An 18,056-nucleotide genomic window follows, 5' to 3' on the forward strand; every position below is an offset into this window, starting at 1 on the left:
CAAAAGCCCAGTTCAAGGGCCTTTCTTACGATCAAGGCAGACTTTTCCTTCCGCTTATTACGACCGTTGCACGGAAGCGAACAAAAGCGCCAGTCCCCTCAAGGAGCCCCTCGCCATGCACGCCATCAGCTTTATCCAGGACCTGGCCGTGATCATGTTAGTGGCTGGGGTGGTTACCATCCTGTTTCACCGCCTCAAGCAACCGGTGGTCCTGGGGTACATCGTCGCCGGCTTCATCATCGGCCCTCACACTCCACCGTTCGGCCTGATCCACGACGAAGACACCATCAAGACCCTGGCCGAACTGGGGGTGATCTTCCTGATGTTCTGCCTGGGCCTGGAGTTCAGCCTGCGCAAGCTGTTCAAGGTTGGCGCCACCGCCTTTATCGCCGCCTTCCTGGAAATCATCCTGATGATCTGGATCGGCTACGAAATCGGCCGCTGGTTCGACTGGAATACCATGGACTCGCTGTTCCTCGGCGCGATCCTGGCGATTTCCTCAACCACCATCATCGTCAAGGCGCTCAATGACCTGAAGATGAAGAACCAACGCTTTGCCCAGTTGATCTTCGGCGTGCTGATCGTCGAAGACATCCTCGGCATCGGCATCATCGCCCTGCTGTCGAGCATTGCCGTCAGCGGTACGGTCAGCTCCGGCGAGGTATTCTCTACCGTCGGAAAGCTGTCGTTGTTCATGATCGTCGCCTTGGTCATCGGCATTTTGCTGGTGCCACGGCTGTTGGAATATGTCGCCAAGTTTGAAAGCAACGAGATGCTGCTAATCACCGTGCTGGGCCTGTGTTTTGGCTTCTGCCTGCTGGTGGTCAAGCTGGAATACAGCATGGTGCTAGGCGCATTCCTGATCGGCGCGATCATGGCCGAGTCCCGGCAGTTGCTGAAGATTGAGCGCTTGATCGAACCGGTTCGCGACATGTTCAGCGCGATCTTCTTCGTGGCCATCGGCTTGATGATCGACCCGCAAATCCTGCTGCAATACGCCTGGCCGATCGCGGTGATTACCGTGGCGGTGGTGCTGGGCAAGATGTTGTCCTGCGGCCTGGGGGCATTTATTGCCGGTAATGATGGCCGTACGTCGTTGCGGGTAGGGATGGGGCTGTCACAGATCGGCGAATTTTCATTCATCATCGCCGCGCTCGGAATGACATTGCAGGTGACCAGCGACTTCCTCTATCCGGTGGCGGTGGCCGTGTCGGCCATCACCACGCTGCTCACGCCTTACCTGATTCGCGGCGCCGACCCGCTATCGTTGAAGATCGCGGCGGTGATGCCCAAGCGCATGAGCCGGGTATTCGGGATGTATGGCGAGTGGTTGCGCAGTATTCAGCCTCAGGGCGAAGGCGCAATGCTGGCGTCGATGATCCGCAAGATCATTTTGCAGGTCGGGGTGAATCTGGCACTGGTGATCGCGATCTTCTTTGCCGGCAGCTTTTTCGCGGTGCGCATTGGCAGTTATCTGGAAGGCTGGATCAGCGATCCGAGCTGGCAGAAGGCGTTGATCTGGGGTGGGGCGCTGTTGTTGTCGCTGCCGTTCCTGATCGCGGCGTACCGCAAACTCAAGGCGCTGTCGATGTTGCTGGCAGAGATGAGCGTCAAGCCGGAAATGGCCGGGCGTCATACCCAACGCGTGCGTCGCGTGATCGCCGAAGTGATCCCGTTGCTCTCGCTGTTGGTGATTTTCCTGCTATTGGCAGCCTTGTCGGCCAGTATTTTACCGACCAACAAGTTGCTCGTGCTGATCGCCGTAGTGGCGGCCGCGGTGGCCGCCGTGCTCTGGCGCTGGTTCATCCGCGTGCATACGCGGATGCAGGTGGCCTTGCTGGAAACCCTGGATAACCATAAGGACACGCCGGAGCACTGATAGGCGAGGTGCGGGTCTCAGCTTTCCAGCCAGACGTCCCGCGCCCAGTGCCACACGGATTCCCAGGTTTCTTCGGTGACGAGCTCTTCTTCGCCGGACCACAGCACCACAGTGCCGTCTTCTTCGACGCAGTAGTAGTCGTCGCCGTTCTGGCAGATAGGGATCATGCTGCGATCGACACCGGCATCCCAGGCGTTGGCGGCAACGTCTGGCAGGTAGGTGTGGGATTGTGGGTCGGTGACGGTCACCGGCTCCAGGCTGCCGTAGACCACGTCGCTGACGGTCAGCAGAAATTCCCGGAAGACAAACGGAATATCGATGAACAGTTGTTCCTCGATTTCCACAATCTGGTCTTCATCAGGCAGCTCCAGAGGAACCGGAACCGGTTCGTTGGCTTCACGCAATTGTTCGATGACTTCTTCCACGGCCGGGATCCTCTTGCTAGATGGCGCGGTTTATAGGGGCGTTTTATACAGTAGCTCGCTATAAGTGCAACCGTGAAATAGAAAACCCCGGACAAGTCCGGGGTTTTTGTTACTGCATGCTCAAAGCGCGTGGGGATCAGCCGTTCTGGCGGATACCGGCCACCAGCCAAGGCTGGTTCTCGCCCTGCGGACGCTCCATGTTCCAGCTTTCGCTGAACACTTCGCCCTGGTCGAAACGCGAGGTTTTCGACACGCCGCTGAACGTCAGGGTGGCGATGGTCTTGTCGGCGCGGTCATCCACACCTTCAAGTTGTACGCGCAGGTCGTCGATGTAGGTCGACTGGAAGCCTTCGCCGAGGTCAGCGCGTTCGCGCTTGAGGAACTCGAGCAGTTGCGGGGTCACGAACTCGGCGATCTTGTCCATTTCGTTGGCGTCCCAGTGTTGCTGCAGGGACTGGAAGTGGTTGCGTGCCGCTTCAACGAAACGCTCTTCGTTGAACCAGGCAGGTGCATTGATCACCGGACGGGCGGCAGCAGGTGCGGCCGAGCCACCGAAAATCGAACCCATGGCAGGCTTTTGCTCGAACACTTCACGCTGCATCGGCGCGCCAGCCGGAGCCATGTGCTCCTGCTGCTTGCGTCGACGGGCGGCGATGAAGCGGAAGATCACAAAGCCGATGACCGCCATGATCAGGATGTCGAAGATCTGCATGCCCTGGAAGCCGCCGCCCATGAACATGGAAGCGAGCAGGCCGCCGGCAGCGATACCGGCCAGAGGGCCCAACCAGCGCGAAGCACCGCCAGCCTTGGCAGCAGCGCCCGCGGCACCAGCAGCACCGGCGGTAGCAGCAGCGCCGCCCATACCACCGGCGGATGGGGCCATTTGGCTGGTCTGGTGGCTCGGCGCCGAACCCATGCTTTTGCCGCCACCGAAGCGCTTGGCGTTGGCGTCGAGGCTCATCGTCAGGCCGATGCACAACGCCATGGCGATGCTAAGAAAACGTTTCATAAAGGGAATTCCCATTTGTGGATTGCACGCGCGCCATGTTGCACAGGTGTCGTGACAGTGGCTAGCGACATAATGTTTCGGGCTTTTGCGTAAGACCGAATCAGAATGGTCTGTAGGACGTATTACAGATATTGGCCCGTCTCCCGTAAAAACAAGGGCGGGCCATATACCTTCATGTGCGGCGGGACTTTAAATCGCTTCCAACTTGGCATAACCCATCATCAGCCACTTGCTGCCCTCGGCGAAGTTCACCTGTACCCGGGCCTGGGCGCCAGCGCCTTCGAAGTTGAGGATCACGCCTTCGCCGAAGATCGCATGCTTGACCTGTTGACCAAGGCTGAACGGTGTCTCGGGAATTTCCGAACCGGCAAACATACTGCTGGAGTTCTGCTGCTGGCCACCGCCGAAGGGCCGGCTGACGCTGTTGGACAATCGTACTTCCTGAATCAGCCCCTTCGGCACTTCACGTACGAAGCGCGATACCTTGTTGTAGGTCTCGCTGCCGTACAGGCGACGGGTTTCGGCGTAGGTCATCACCAGGTTGTGCATGGCCCGGGTGATGCCGACATAGGCCAGGCGGCGTTCCTCTTCCAGGCGACCCGGTTCTTCCAGGCTCATCTTGTGAGGGAACAGGCCTTCTTCCATACCCACCAGGAACACGTAGGGGAATTCCAGGCCCTTGGCGCTGTGCAGGGTCATCAGTTGAACGCTGTCTTCGTGCTCGTCGGCCTGGGTATCACCGGCCTCCAGCGACGCGTGCCCCAGGAAGGCGGCCAGCGGCGACAGCTCAGCATCTTCTTCGCTGTTTTCAAACGCACGGGCGGCGCTGACCAGTTCCTCAAGGTTTTCTACCCGAGCCTGGCCTTTCTCACCCTTTTCCGCTTCGTGGTAAGCGATCAGGCCGGATTGTTCGATCACGGTCTGGGTCATCAAGTGCAGGGGCATTTCCATGCACTTGGCGGCCAGGTTCTCGATCAACTCGACAAACACCCCCAAGGCACCAGCCGCACGGCCGGTCAGGCCCTTGTTGGCGATCAGCAGGCGCATGGCTTCCCACATCGACACGTCGCTGTGGCGCGCGTGATCGCGGATGGCTTCGACAGTTTTCTCGCCGATGCCACGGGCCGGGATATTGATCACCCGCTCCAGCGCCGCATCGTTGCCACGGCCTTCCAGCAAGCGCAGGTAGGCCATGGCGTTCTTGATTTCCGCCCGCTCGAAGAAGCGCTGGCCGCCGTAGATGCGGTAAGGAATGCGCTCGCGCAGCAAGGCTTCTTCCAGCACCCGGGATTGGGCGTTGGAGCGGTACAGAATGGCAATATCGCTGCGGGCCAGGCCGGTTTTCAGGGCGCTTTCGATGGTTTCCACCACGTAGCGCGCTTCGTCGTGCTCGTTGAAGGCCGCGTAGAGGTTGATCGCTTCGCCTTCGCCGCCGTCGGTCCACAGTTCTTTGCCCATGCGCCCGGTGTTGTTGGCGATCAAGGCGTTGGCGGCCTTGAGAATCCCGGCGGTGGAGCGATAGTTCTGCTCCAGGCGAATGGTTTCGGCGTCCGGGAAGTCGTCGGAGTACTGGTAGATGTTCTCGATTTTCGCGCCGCGCCAGCCGTAGATTGACTGATCGTCGTCGCCCACCACCATCAGGCTGTCGCCGCCTTTGGCCAGCAGGCGCAACCAGGCGTACTGCACGGCGTTGGTGTCCTGGAACTCGTCCACGAGGATATGGCGGAAGCGCTTCTGGTAATGCGCCAACAGGCCTGGGTTGTCGCGCCACAGGTCGAGGGCGCGCAGCAGCAGTTCGGAGAAGTCGATGACGCCGGCACGCTGGCAGGCCACTTCGTAGGCTTCATAGATGCTGCGCATGGTGGCCAGGAACAGGTCGCCGCTGGCCTGGATGTGTTGTGGGCGCAGGCCTTCGTCTTTCTGGCCGTTGATGAACCACTGGGCCTGACGGGCCGGCCAGCGCTGTTCGTCCAGGCCCAGCTCGCGGATCACCCGCTTGACCAAGCGTTGCTGGTCGTCGCTGTCGAGAATCTGGAACGTCTGGCTCAGCCCTGCCTCCTGCCAATGGGCCCGCAGCAGGCGGTGCGCCAGGCCGTGGAAGGTGCCGACCCACATGCCGGCCGGGCTGATGCCCATCAGCTGCTCGATGCGATGGCGCATCTCGGCAGCGGCCTTGTTGGTGAAGGTCACCGACAGGATGGAATGAGGTGAGGCGTTTTCAACCTGGATCAACCAGGCGATACGGTGCACCAGCACTCGGGTTTTACCGGAGCCAGCACCGGCCAGGACCAACTGACGGCCGACGGAGGCTGCTACGGCCTGGCGTTGGGCATCGTTGAGGGAGTTCAGCAAAAGAGAGAGATCATCGCGCATCGGCGCATTCTAGGGTGCCGGGGGAAGGGGGGCAAATCCCAATGCCCGGTGGTCGAAGGAAAACCAACAATCTGCGCCCAAGGATGACTGGCTGGTCATCCCCCACAACCCGCGCCCCGCCTCGCTCAGCCCCTCTGGCTCCAAGGTTTGCGCCCATTTGGCGATCCATTTTTATGGTCCGCAGCTGTTTGGTCTGCACGTTTGCTTGTGTATGCTCCGTCCACGTTTCGGGCTCACCATTATAAGAACATTGCCTATGACCCTTAGCTCTGACCTGTCTGGGCCCGCAGTGGCGCCGGCGCAGGTTATTCGCAAACACTACGCCATGGAGATGGCGGTCGAGCGCACGCGCCTGCTGTACCAAGGCTCGCTGTTGCCTACCTTATTGATGTTGCTCAACGGTCTGGTCTGCGCCTGGTTGCTCTGGAGCCCGCAGCGCTATCTGCTGGTCAGCGTTTGGCTGGTGTGGTTGCTGGCGCTGGTGGCCTTGCGGGTGATTCAGGTGGCCGCGTTCGATGCCGCGATGCCGAGCCGCCAGGCGCAGCCGATCTGGCGCCGCATGTTCATGCTGGGGTCGGCGATGAGCGGTTTGACGTTGACCAGTGCAGCCATTGCCCTGGGGCCGGTGGACAGCTTCGCTCAACAGGCGTGGGTGTTCGGCTTGATCGGTGCGGCGACGCTGTCTGCCAGCGTCGCCTATGCCGTGAGCCTGCTGGCGTTCCTGTCGTTTGCCTTGCCTTGTTTGGTGCCCGCCATTGTTTATCTGTTCTGGAGCGGTGACCCGCAGCAGCAAGGTTGGGGTTGTTTGTGCCTGATTTTGCTGGCTTCCCTGAGCGTGGTGGCGTGGCAGGTCAACCGTCTGACTCAGCGCGGATTGTTGCGGCGCTTCCAGAATCAGGCATTGATCGAGCACTTGCAGCAAGCCCGGCACCGCAGCGAACAGTTGAATCAGGAGCTGGTTCGCGAGGTGGAACAACGGCGTCAGGTCGAACGGGAATTGCGTGAGGCGCAGATTGGCCTGCAACAGCGCGTCGAACAGCGTAGCCAGGAACTGGGCGCTACCAGCCTGGCCCTGCGCAAAAGCGAAGCCCGTCTGGCCATGGCGTTACAAGCCAGCGAACTGGGCCTGTGGGACTGGAACCTGCAAACCGACGAGGTTCACCATACCCAACTCAAAGAACTGTTCGGCCTGGAGCCGGAGTACGTCACGGCGATGCTCAGCCACCTCAAGCCGCGCCTGCATCCTGATGACCTGCCTGTACTCAAGCGTGCCCTGGTGGAACATCTGAAAGGCCGCAGCGATGACTATCTGGTGGAATACCGGGTGCGCCATGGCGATGGGCACTGGGTCTGGATCCAGGACCGGGGCCGCGCCGTGGAGCATGCGGCCAACGGGCGAGTCACGCGGATGCTGGGTACTCGGCGCGATATCAGCGCCGGTAAAGCCATAGAAGAGCAGCAACGGTTGGCGTCTACGGTGTTCGAGGCCGCCAGCGAAGGTATTGTGATCCTTGATCCGGACTATGCGCTGCTTGCGGTGAACCAGGCATTCAGCCGTGTGACCGGTTTTGATATCGACGACATGCTGGGGCGCAACGTCGTGGAACTGCCCAGCAGTCGCGATGCCCGGCGCCACTTTCCGGTGATCCGCCAAGCCCTGCAAAGCCATGGTACCTGGCAAGGCGAGCTGGTGGAGGCGCGCAAAAACGGCGAGCTCTATCCGCAATGGCTACAACTGAATGTCGTGCGCGATGTTCGGGGAAATGTCAGTCATATCGTGGGATTTTTTGCCGATCTCTCCGCTCGACGCGAATCTGAAGAGCGCATGCGCTACCTCACTCATTACGACGAATTGACCGGCCTCGCCAATCGCTCTCTGTTCCATGAGCGGCTGCGTGAAGCCCATCAGCGAGTACGCCAGGGCGGCCGTAGCCTGGCCTTGCTGCACATCAACCTGGATCGCTTCAAGCTGCTCAATGACAGCTTCGGTCATGAAGTGGCCGACCAGCTGTTGCAGAAAATGGCCCGGCGCCTGATTAATGCCTTGCCGGAAGCCGACACCATTGCCCGTCTCTCCGGAGATGAATTTGCCGTGCTGTTTGATGCCTATGGCAGCTTATCGAGCCTCGCGCGGGTGGCGACCCGTCTGCTGGCCAAGTTGCGGGTGCCAATGACGGTAGAGGGGCATGAACTGGTGGTCAGCGCCTCAATCGGCGTCAGTCTGTTGCCGGACAATGCGCGGGAAATTTCTGCGCTGGTCAGCCAGTCGAACATGGCCATGCAACACGCCAAGCACTTGGGAGGCAATAACTTCCAGTTCTATACCGATAGCCTGCAGGCCAGCACCTTGGAACGTTTGCAGTTGGAGAACCAGTTGCGCAAGGCCATCGAGGAGCGTCAGCTCAACGTCTATTACCAGCCCAAGTTGTGCCTGGCCACGGGCAAGATGAACGCCGCCGAAGCATTGGTGCGCTGGGATCATCCGCAATGGGGCCGGGTGCCGCCGGGGGATTTTATTGGCCTGGCCGAAGAAACCGGGTTGATCGTGCCGTTGGGCGAGTTTGTCCTGCGCCAGGCGTGTTGGCAGGCGTGCGAGTGGCAGCGCCAAGGGCTGGCGCCGATTCGGGTGTCGGTGAACCTGTCGGTGCACCAGTTGCGCCAGGGCAAGCTGGTCAGTTTGGTGCGCCAGGTGCTCGAAGAAACTGGCCTGGAGCCGCGGTACCTGGAGCTGGAATTGACGGAAAGCCAGTTGCTCGACAGTGTCGAGCACATCATCTCTACCTTCCAGCAACTGCGGGACCTGGGGGTGAAACTGGCCATCGACGACTTTGGTACTGGCTACTCGTCCCTCAGTTACCTCAAGCGCATCCCGGTGGACTACGTGAAGATCGACCAAACCTTCATCCGTGGTCTGGGCCAGGGCCGTGAAGACGCGGCGATTACCCGGGCGATCATCGCCATGGCCCATGGGCTGGCGCTCAAGGTGGTGGCCGAGGGTGTGGAGGATCAGCAGCAGCTGGATTTCCTGCGGGCCGAGCAATGCGATGAGGTACAGGGTTATTTGATCAGTCGGCCAATGGAGGCCGATGGCTTGGCGGATTTGTTACGAAAAAATGCGGATTTTCCGTAACCGAACGCGGGTTGCCCCAATGGCTACATACAGCGTGTCCGCGAAAATAGGGGGCAGCAGGGCGATTAAGTGATGCATCGAACGGGCAAACCAACAATTCTTGTAGTATAACTACAAGCTTGCTACATCCCTGGCGTCAGCCAATAACAAGAGTCCAGCCCTTTGAACCTGTTGCAACATATCGCCCAGTCACGCCACCTGTTACGCAAATCGGAACTCAAGGTTGCCGATCACGTGCTGCTTGATCCTGCGGCTGTGATGCACAGCTCGATGGCCGACCTGGCCCACAGCGTGGGTATCAGTGAGCCCACCATCGTGCGCTTCTGCCGTGCTATCGGTTGCTCCGGGTTCCAGGACTTGAAACTCAAGTTGGCCCAAAGCCTGGCGGCCGGTGCGAGTTTTGGGCAGTTCGCCATTCATGAAGACGACTCCGTCGCTGACTACAGCCTGAAAATCTTCGACACGACCCTGCACACCCTCATGGAAGTGCGGGAAAAGCTCGACCCGGTGGAATTGCAGAAAGCCGTGACGGCCATGTCCCAGGCCCAGCGCGTGGAGTTTTATGGCTTTGGCGCTTCGGGTGCGGTGGCGGCGGATGCCCAGCACAAGTTTTTCCGCTTGTTGCTGACGGCGGCGGCTTATAGCGACCCACACATGCAGGCGATGTCGGCGGTGACCTTGAAGCCCACCGACGTGGCGATCTGTATTTCCCAGTCCGGTCGTTCCAAAGACCTGCTGATCACCGCCAATCTGGTGCGTGAAAGCGGCGCGTCGCTGATTACCTTGTGCCCGAGCCAGACGCCATTGGCGGAATTGTCGACGGTCAACCTGGCGATCGATGTGCATGAAGACACGGAAATCTACACGCCGCTGACCTCGCGTATCGCCCACCTGGTGGTGATCGACGTGCTGGCAATGGGCGTGGCCATGGCCCGTGGTCCGAGCCTGGTCAACCACCTCAAGAGCGTCAAGCGCAGCTTGCGTAGCCTTCGTCTGTCGCCCAAGTCCGTCAAAGCCCTCGACGACTAAAGGTCATGCGCGGTCAAAAAATGTGGGAGCGGGCTTGCTCGCGAAAGCGGTCTATCAGTAAACACTTCAGCGCCTGACACATCGCTTTCGCGAGCAAGCCCGCTCCCACATTTTGAATTGCGTCATATCCAGAATATTCATCAGCTTGTCATCCCCGCGCCGCCAAACCGTCATCCCCTGCGCCCATCCTGAGCTCCCCGTACTCGCATTGGGAGACTCAAAATGGCCCGGCAATACGAAGACAGCAACAGCACCGTCAAGACTCGTCGCCAACAGGAAGACCAGCGCCGCATGGCGTTCCGTCGTGCAATTGAAGACCGTTGCGAACAGCGTCAATTGCTCCAGAGCATCACCGACTATCCTGAATTGCACTGGCAAGCACCAGTGGCCGCCCTGCGAAGCGTTCAGCCAGGGCGCTGATCTGCACCCGCTCGCTGCGGATAAAGCCCAGGAATGCATGGGCCACCGGTGACAGACGCTTGGCCTTGGCCTGCACCAGGCACCAACTGCGGTACAGCGGCAGTTCTTCCACCGGTAACTCCTTGAGCCCGCCGGTGGCCAGCTCCAGGTTCAGGGCGTGGCGCGTCAACAGGGCCACGCCCAATCCGGCGACCACGCATTCACGCTGAGCTTCGGCGGAAGCCACCTCCACCGTCTGAGTGAAGTGCACGCGTTTCTCCTTGAAGTACTCCTCGCAGGCCATCCGGGTTCCGGAACCTGGCTCGCGCAGCAGCAGCGTGTACGGTTCAAGGTCTTGCAGGCGCAACGGTCCTTGATGATTCAGCGGATGGTCGGGCGGCGCTACCGCGACAATCGGATTGTTGAGAAATGGCAGGAACTCCAAGCCCATGTCCTGGGGCACCATGGACATGATCACCAGGTCATCGCGGTTGTCGGACAGCCGGCGAATCACCTGGGCACGGTTGACCACCGTCAGGTGTAGATTGACCTCTGGGTGTTGGCGCTTGAACGCGGCAAACAGGTGCGGCACGAAATACTTGGCGCTGGACTCCACCGCCAGCTTCAGTTGCCCCTGCAAGGAGCCCTGCATGTCCGAGAGCTGCATATCGAGGTTTTCCAGGCGCCCGAAAATGTCCCGGCTGGCTTTTTGCAGGGCTTCAGCCGCTTCCGTCATGTAGAGTTTTTTGCCGACATAATCGAACAGCGGTTGGCCGATCAGCTCTTCCAGCTGGCGAATTTGTAGGCTAACGGCCGGTTGTGTGAGTGACATTTCCTCGGCCGCACGGCTGTAGGAACGCAAATCACAGACTTCATTGAAAATCTGCAACTGACGCAATGTCATACGCATCAATGACTTACGCATTATTCAATCACCCCTGACGACCGTCGTCGCGCCAACTATAAGTCTTTACTTATACACGACCCAATAATTATTGATTTTTGTTAATCCTTCGCGGGGCATAGTGTGTGTCACGCGACTGGCTTGAAACATTTGGTCACGCGCCGACCCGGGTCCAGCAGGTCGAAGAACGCAGCAATCGGCTCAAGGGAATTTCCAAGTGATAAAAAAGATCCTGATCGCCAACCGTGGTGAGATTGCCGTACGAATCGTGCGTGCCTGCGCCGAGATGGGCATTCGCTCGGTCGCGGTCTATTCCGACGCCGACCGCCACGCCCTGCACGTCAAGCGTGCCGATGAGGCCCACAGCATCGGTGCCGAGCCCCTGGCCGGCTACCTGAACCCGCGCAAGCTGGTGAACCTGGCGGTGGAAACCGGTTGCGATGCGTTGCACCCTGGCTACGGCTTCCTCTCGGAAAACGCCGAGCTGGCGGATATTTGCGTTGAGCGTGGAATCAAATTCATTGGCCCCTCGGCGGAAGTCATCCGCCGCATGGGCGACAAGACCGAAGCCCGCCGCAGCATGATCAAGGCTGGCGTGCCGGTCACCCCCGGCACCGAAGGCAACGTCGCGGATATCGCCGAAGCCCTGACCGAAGGCGACCGCATTGGTTACCCGGTGATGCTCAAGGCCACCTCGGGTGGCGGCGGTCGCGGCATTCGTCGTTGCAACAGCCGTGAAGAACTTGAACAGGCCTTCCCTCGGGTGATTTCCGAAGCCACCAAGGCGTTCGGTTCGGCGGAAGTGTTCCTGGAAAAGTGCATCGTTAATCCCAAGCACATCGAAGCGCAGATCCTCGGTGACAGTTTTGGCAACGTGGTGCACCTGTTCGAGCGCGACTGCTCGATCCAGCGCCGCAACCAGAAGCTCATCGAGATCGCTCCCAGCCCGCAACTGACGCCGGAACAGCGCGCCTACATCGGTGATCTGTCGGTGCGTGCCGCCAAGGCCGTGGGCTACGAGAACGCCGGTACCGTGGAGTTCCTGCTCGCCGAAGGCGAGGTGTACTTCATGGAGATGAACACCCGGGTGCAGGTGGAACACACCATCACCGAAGAAATCACCGGTATCGACATTGTCCGCGAGCAAATCCGCATCGCGTCCGGCCTGCCGTTGTCGGTCAAACAGGAAGATATCCAGCACCGGGGTTTTGCGTTGCAGTTCCGGATCAACGCTGAAGATCCGAAGAACAACTTCCTCCCAAGCTTCGGCAAGATCACTCGTTACTACGCGCCCGGCGGTCCCGGCGTGCGTACCGACACGGCGATCTACACCGGCTACACCATTCCGCCTTACTACGACTCCATGTGCCTGAAGCTGGTGGTGTGGGCGTTGACCTGGGAAGAAGCCATGGATCGCGGCCTGCGTGCCTTGGACGACATGCGCCTGCAAGGCGTGAAGACCACCGCCGCTTATTACCAGGAAATCCTGCGTAATCCGGAATTCCGTAGCGGCCAGTTCAACACCAGTTTTGTGGAAAGCCACCCTGAGCTGACCAACTACTCGATCAAGCGCAAACCCGAAGAGCTGGCCCTGGCCATCGCCGCCGCCATCGCCGCCCACGCAGGCCTGTGAGGAATATAAGAATGAGCAAGCCCCCTGTTTCTAAAAGAATCTTTGTCACCGACACCATCCTGCGCGACGCTCACCAATCGTTGCTGGCGACCCGCATGCGCACCGACGACATGCTGCCGATCTGCGACAAGCTCGACAAAGTCGGTTACTGGTCGCTGGAAGTCTGGGGCGGCGCGACCTTCGACGCCTGCGTACGGTTTTTGAAAGAAGACCCGTGGGAGCGCCTGCGCAAACTGCGTGCGGCATTGCCTGACACACGCCTGCAAATGCTCCTGCGTGGCCAGAACCTGCTGGGCTACCGCCACTACAGCGATGACGTGGTCAAAGCGTTCGTTGCCAAGGCGGCGGTCAACGGTATCGACGTGTTCCGCATCTTTGATGCCATGAACGACGTGCGTAACCTGCGCGTGGCCATCGAAGCGGTGAAAGCTGCCGGTAAGCACGCCCAGGGCACCATCGCCTACACCACCAGCCCGGTGCACACCATTGAGGCCTTTGTGGCCCAGGCCAAGCAAATGGAAGCCATGGGTTGCGACTCGGTGGCGATCAAGGACATGGCCGGTCTGCTGACCCCGTACGCCACCGGCGAACTGGTCAAGGCACTGAAAGCCGAGCAGGCCCTGCCGGTGTTCATCCATTCGCACGATACAGCTGGTTTGGCCGCGATGTGCCAACTCAAGGCCATCGAAAACGGCGCCGATCATATCGACACTGCTATCTCCAGCTTCGCCTGGGGCACCAGCCACCCGGGCACTGAATCGATGGTCGCAGCGCTTAAAGGCAGCGAATTCGACACCGGTCTGAACCTGGAGCTGCTGCAGGAAATCGGCCTGTACTTCTACGCCGTGCGCAAGAAGTACCACCAGTTTGAAAGCGAATTCACCGCCGTCGACACCCGTGTGCAAGTCAACCAGGTACCGGGCGGGATGATTTCCAACCTGGCCAACCAGTTGAAAGAGCAGGGTGCGCTGAACCGCATGAGCGAAGTGCTGGCCGAGATCCCACGGGTGCGTGAAGACCTTGGCTTCCCGCCACTGGTGACGCCGACTTCGCAGATCGTTGGTACTCAGGCGTTCTTCAACGTGTTGGCTGGTGAGCGCTACAAGACCATCACCAACGAAGTGAAGCTCTACCTGCAAGGCGGCTACGGCAAGGCTCCGGGCGTGGTGAATGAAAAACTGCGGCGTCAGGCCATCGGTAGCGAAGAGGTGATCGACGTCCGTCCGGCCGACTTGCTCAAGCCGGAAATGACCAAGCTGCGTGGCGAAATTGGCGCATTGGCAAAGTCCGAAGAAGACGTGCTCACCTACGCGATGTTCCCGGACATCGGGCGCAAATTCCTTGAAGAGCGCGACGCCGGCACCCTGACGCCGGAAGTACTGTTGCCGATCCCGGAAGCCGGCGGTGTAGCCCGTGCCGGTGGCGAAGGTGTGCCGACCGAATTTGTCATTGACGTACACGGCGAAAGCTACCGCGTCGACATCACGGGTGTGGGCGTCAAGGCTGAAGGCAAGCGTCACTTCTACCTGTCCATCGACGGCATGCCGGAAGAAGTGGTGTTCGAACCGCTCAACGAGTTTGTCAGCAGTGGCGGCAGCAAGCGCAAGCACGCCAGCGAGCCGGGCCATGTCAGCACCGCGATGCCGGGCAATATCGTCGACGTGCTGGTCAAGGAAGGCGACGTGGTGAAAGCCGGCCAGGCTGTGCTGATCACTGAAGCCATGAAGATGGAGACTGAAGTCCAGGCCGCTATCGCTGGCAAGGTTACTGCCGTTCATGTGGCCAAGGGCGACCGGGTCAACCCTGGCGAAATCCTGATCGAAATCGAAGGCTGAAATACAGCCTTCGAGACTACCGTTTAATCCTCGGGGGGGCATGTGCCCCCTTTTTTTGCCTGCCATTCAGCTGCGTCAGAAGGCCATGGCCCATTGACCCATGATGCCTTGGTTACGGCTATGGCTGCCAAATTCGCTGGTGTAGGCCAGTCCTACGGTCTGGTCGGCGGACAAGCCAAGGTCCAGGCCAGCTTGCAGGGCCAGGCTGTCGCGGTCCAGGGCAGTGCCTTCGATAGTGAAGTCGCTGTTGAAGCCCTTTTTGTCTGCCTGGGTGGAAGACTGCCGAACCTTGCTGTCGACGTTGCCGTACAAGTGTTTCCAGCGGGTGCTCAGATGTGGCTTCAGGCTCATTTGGTTATCCAGCCGGTAAAGGCTGGCCAGGTGGATACCGAAGGTGCTGCTGAGGTTTTGTTGGGTCTGCTCGCCGACGTTCAGGGCCGTCCGGCCACCTTTTTCCTTGAAACTGTCGCGGTGATAGCGTTGGTAGCCAATGCTGGCGAAAGGCTCGGCGCTGAAGTCACCTTTGCTCATTTGGTAACCCAGCTCGGCGAAGGCGTTTTGGCTTTGGGCGTTGTACTTGCCCTTGAGTTGCTCCCGATAGTCGAAGAACTCAATGTCGACGTTCCGTTTGTTCTGACCGTCATGGTTGCTGTAGATCGCCCCTAGGCGAAGCGCCAGGGGACCATCCTGGCGCACGGCGTAAGCGCCCAGGTGCCAGCTATCCAGTTCGGCGTGAAAGCGCTTGGCGTCAAAGTTGCTGGCAGATTTACCGCCCATTAATCCTGCTCGCCAATCATGGGTCACGGCCCAGTCGGCACCGATCACCATGCCTTTGGTGTCTTGCTGCAAGCCGGCACTGCCATGCTGGCCGTCAAGGCGGCCACCGTTGTTCAGGCCCTGGACCCAGAGACGCCCGCCGGACTCGCCTGGGCTGTCGGGCAATTGGCGCATGGCAAGCAGCAATCCGCTGTTTATCTGCTCCATGCCTTTTTGGGTTGCAGTACCCAGGTTGGCATTCTGACTGGCTGCCAGTTGCTCAAGGACGGCACCGATCCGGCCCGGCCCCAGGCCTCCCAGGTACTGCCCGATATTCTCGAGTTCGTATCTATCCCAGTCGGTCAACTCGTCCGAATCCAGCAGGGCATCGACGGCAGAGTCCAATACGTGGGCCGCGCGCAGGCCGTTGCGGGAGGTCGCGTGGTCGGCGAAGTAGAAGTCGGTGGTAGGCTCGGGGAGCGCGGGGTGGTGTTGCTCCTTTGTGCCGTCAACGGGGTTTTGGGTAATCCACTCGCTGTCCGGCTCCATGTCTCCCCGTGCCTGGGCGTATTGAATGCTGGTAGCGCCCAGCGCAAGGGTAATGGCGAGTACGAGTCGCTGTGATGTGAAAGGCATGCTGTCCCAACCTCTAATGTATGAGGTCGGGGAATTTAGCGAGGCGTAGCGGCAATAACTGTCAGGGCTTTTACTCCTCGCTTGCGGGAGGTGTCTCTAGTCTGGCGCGATTAAAAACGCATCTGCCATTGCCTGATCAGGCAATGATTACGATTGTTACTGCCGATTTCACCGCTGTAGCCGACATCGAGGGTAGCAGGGTGGTAAGGCAAAGAGAGGTGTGCATTTTGTTGCGTCTATAGTGCTTCATTTTTCGCGGATACGCATTTTATTGCGCTTTTAGGTCTGCGCTGGTTGAATTTATGCACTATATTGCAAATGAATTAACCTCTACTGCCTTGCAGGTGCATTAAATTGCGGATGGATACCTCTTTCAGGCTGACACTTCAGATTTTCGATAAGGGCCATTGGCAGGACGCGATGATCCTCGATTTTGCTGAGCCGCAAAATGGGTTTGCCAGCCCTTGCCGGTTTTCCTATGACTCTGGTTACCTGAACAGTCATTACGAGCGGTTTGAAACTATATTTGCCAACGCGGTCAGCACCCAGGTGCCATTGAATTGGGAGCAGGAGACGCGGGGGCAAGCGCCGGCCTTTCTCTATGACATTGCGCCTGCGGGCGCTGCAAAGCGTTTCCTTATGGATCGCATTGGGCGGCAAAAACCGGATCATATTGGCGCTGATCTGTTTCTGCTGGCACGTAGCACGCAGGCGCCTATTGGCCATATGCGTATCAAGGAGTCTGTGCAGGCAGAAGAGGGGCGGCCAGCCATTGGATTTGCACGCAAGGATGTGGTTGAGCGCGACAACCGTTTTCTTGAGTACGCCTACGAAGAAGGTGCCGCGATTGGTGGTGCCACTGGCGCGGGTGGCGAGGCTCCGAAATTATTGTTAGCTCAAAACCATGAAGGGCTCCTGTACCCCGACGCGGTATTGGGCGATGAGCAGGTCAGCCAGCACTGGTTTATCAAGTTTGCTCGCAATAAAGGTTTGCAGAGAGACCAAGACATTCTCAGAAGCGAATTCCACTACTACAAGGCGCTACAGGAACTAGGCATCGATACTGTCGTGGCCGAGGGATTGGTGTTGGAGGATGGCGAAGGGATAAAGCCCAGTTTATGGATGCACCGTTTTGACCGTAATGTCAGCACCCAAGGGGTCGAGCGTTTTGCGGTCGAGTCAATTTACTCATTGGCAGGTAACACGGCACCCGGCAGTGCCATGTGGCACTTTGACGTGGTGCGTGCACTGGTCGACAAATGGAAACAGGCCAACCAGGGCTCCCAAGTGAGCGATTTGATTGCAGACTATCTGCGTCGTGACTTGCTGAACAAAATCTTGGGCAACTCAGACAATCATGGGCGTAATACGTCGATCATTCGAGGTGCCGACAGCCTACGCCTGGCGCCTATTTATGACCTGGCGCCTATGGTCATGGATGACGAGGGTATTACCCGCACGACGAAATGGCCGCGTTCTCTGGAGGTGGCAGGTGATATCGACTGGCGTGGCGTCTGTGATGTTCTTTCACCATTCATTGACCCTGAACAAGCTTTTGAGCGGCTTCGACAAGACGCCGAGCACTTGCGGGCACTGCCGGACGTTCTGGCTGAAAACGGATTGCCGGACGTTACTTTGAACCATCCAGGCATTAAGTTGCGCGGCCTTGATCAGCACTTGAATAGCTGGGGTTTGAAATGACACTTTCAGTCGACGACCGTGCTCAATTGATAGAGAGCATCGAGCGAGAGTTTGCCCAAGGAACTTTGGAGATAGGAGAAGCGGTGCGTCGTTTGCGCGTGGAGGCCACCGGCTTGCATCAAAGCCAATTCGCCAAAATGTGCAAAATTTCAGTTCGTACGTTGGTGCATATCGAACACGGACAAGGGAATCCGACGTTGAAATCGTTGAATGCCGTATTCCGCCCATTTGGGCTGCAAATGGGAGTGATGAAGGTTCGGCGGATCTACCCGGAAATGGTGACGTTCTAAGAAAAATTGCCACCAGATCTGTTTAGGATGATCGTTCCCATGCTGCGGGAACGATCA

The 18,056-nt window shown here is 59.0% G+C and carries 13 protein-coding genes; 8 read left to right on the forward strand and 5 right to left on the reverse strand.

Annotated features, from left to right (window positions below; genetic code table 11):
* Positions 1–115 precede the first annotated feature (115 nt).
* Positions 116–1,879, forward strand: coding sequence for a cation:proton antiporter (locus GNF76_RS06570; RefSeq protein WP_155582370.1), 1,764 nt, complete (start codon positions 116–118; stop codon positions 1,877–1,879).
* 17 nt (positions 1,880–1,896) lie between these two features.
* Here the strand turns inward: GNF76_RS06570 and GNF76_RS06575 are convergent, their stop codons facing one another.
* The 3 genes from GNF76_RS06575 to uvrD form a co-directional block, all read right to left on the reverse strand.
* Entirely contained in the window at positions 1,897–2,304 is a 408-nt protein-coding gene (locus GNF76_RS06575; protein ID WP_169357085.1) for an SMI1/KNR4 family protein, read from the reverse strand.
* A 136-nt stretch (positions 2,305–2,440) separates the two neighbouring features.
* Positions 2,441–3,313 (reverse strand): Tim44 domain-containing protein, encoded by an 873-nt coding sequence (locus GNF76_RS06580; protein ID WP_155582371.1) that lies wholly within the window; start codon positions 3,311–3,313, stop codon positions 2,441–2,443.
* Between the two features lie 189 nt (positions 3,314–3,502).
* Complete coding sequence (gene uvrD, locus GNF76_RS06585) at positions 3,503–5,686, reverse strand: DNA helicase II (protein ID WP_155582372.1); 2,184 nt, start codon at positions 5,684–5,686, stop codon at positions 3,503–3,505.
* Positions 5,687–5,942: 256 nt separating this feature from the next.
* On the opposite strand from uvrD, the gene GNF76_RS06590 reads away from it, so the two are divergent.
* From GNF76_RS06590 to GNF76_RS29535, 3 genes are all read left to right on the forward strand, one after another.
* Positions 5,943–8,816: a GGDEF domain-containing phosphodiesterase gene (locus tag GNF76_RS06590; RefSeq protein WP_155582373.1), complete on the forward strand. Its 2,874-nt coding sequence runs from the start codon at positions 5,943–5,945 to the stop codon at positions 8,814–8,816.
* Positions 8,817–8,978: 162 nt separating this feature from the next.
* A complete protein-coding gene (gene hexR, locus GNF76_RS06595) occupies positions 8,979–9,845 on the forward strand; it encodes a transcriptional regulator HexR (protein WP_003177007.1) in 867 nt (288 codons plus the stop codon).
* Positions 9,846–10,067: 222 nt separating this feature from the next.
* The gene (locus GNF76_RS29535) at positions 10,068–10,265 is read left to right on the forward strand and encodes a PA3496 family putative envelope integrity protein (RefSeq protein WP_179448544.1); all 198 of its coding nucleotides are present in this window, start codon (positions 10,068–10,070) and stop codon (positions 10,263–10,265) included.
* Here the strand turns inward: GNF76_RS29535 and GNF76_RS06600 are convergent.
* The gene (locus GNF76_RS06600) at positions 10,195–11,169 is read right to left on the reverse strand and encodes a LysR family transcriptional regulator (protein WP_155582374.1); all 975 of its coding nucleotides are present in this window, start codon (positions 11,167–11,169) and stop codon (positions 10,195–10,197) included. The genes GNF76_RS29535 and GNF76_RS06600 overlap by 71 nt on opposite strands.
* 196 nt (positions 11,170–11,365) lie before the next feature.
* Here GNF76_RS06600 and GNF76_RS06605 point away from each other — a divergent pair, with 196 nt between their 5' ends.
* Together GNF76_RS06605 and oadA are read left to right on the forward strand one after the other, a co-directional pair.
* Positions 11,366–12,781, forward strand: a complete 1,416-nt coding sequence (locus GNF76_RS06605) for an acetyl-CoA carboxylase biotin carboxylase subunit (RefSeq protein WP_169357078.1) — start codon at positions 11,366–11,368, stop codon at positions 12,779–12,781.
* A gap of 11 nt (positions 12,782–12,792) precedes the next feature.
* Positions 12,793–14,616, forward strand: a complete 1,824-nt coding sequence (oadA, locus tag GNF76_RS06610) for a sodium-extruding oxaloacetate decarboxylase subunit alpha (RefSeq protein ID WP_155582375.1) — start codon at positions 12,793–12,795, stop codon at positions 14,614–14,616.
* Between the two features lie 75 nt (positions 14,617–14,691).
* Here the strand turns inward: oadA and GNF76_RS06615 are convergent, their stop codons facing one another.
* Complete coding sequence (locus GNF76_RS06615) at positions 14,692–16,008, reverse strand: autotransporter outer membrane beta-barrel domain-containing protein (protein ID WP_155582376.1); 1,317 nt, start codon at positions 16,006–16,008, stop codon at positions 14,692–14,694.
* 360 nt (positions 16,009–16,368) lie between these two features.
* Here GNF76_RS06615 and GNF76_RS06620 point away from each other — a divergent pair, with 360 nt between their 5' ends.
* Positions 16,369–17,709: a HipA domain-containing protein gene (locus GNF76_RS06620; RefSeq protein ID WP_246211878.1), complete on the forward strand. Its 1,341-nt coding sequence runs from the start codon at positions 16,369–16,371 to the stop codon at positions 17,707–17,709.
* Positions 17,706–17,999, forward strand: a complete 294-nt coding sequence (locus tag GNF76_RS06625) for a helix-turn-helix domain-containing protein (protein ID WP_155582377.1) — start codon at positions 17,706–17,708, stop codon at positions 17,997–17,999. The genes GNF76_RS06620 and GNF76_RS06625 overlap by 4 nt, the downstream gene beginning before the upstream one ends.
* Positions 18,000–18,056 lie beyond the last annotated feature (57 nt).

The organism is Pseudomonas spelaei, from assembly GCF_009724245.1.
GTDB lineage: Bacteria > Pseudomonadota > Gammaproteobacteria > Pseudomonadales > Pseudomonadaceae > Aquipseudomonas > Aquipseudomonas spelaei.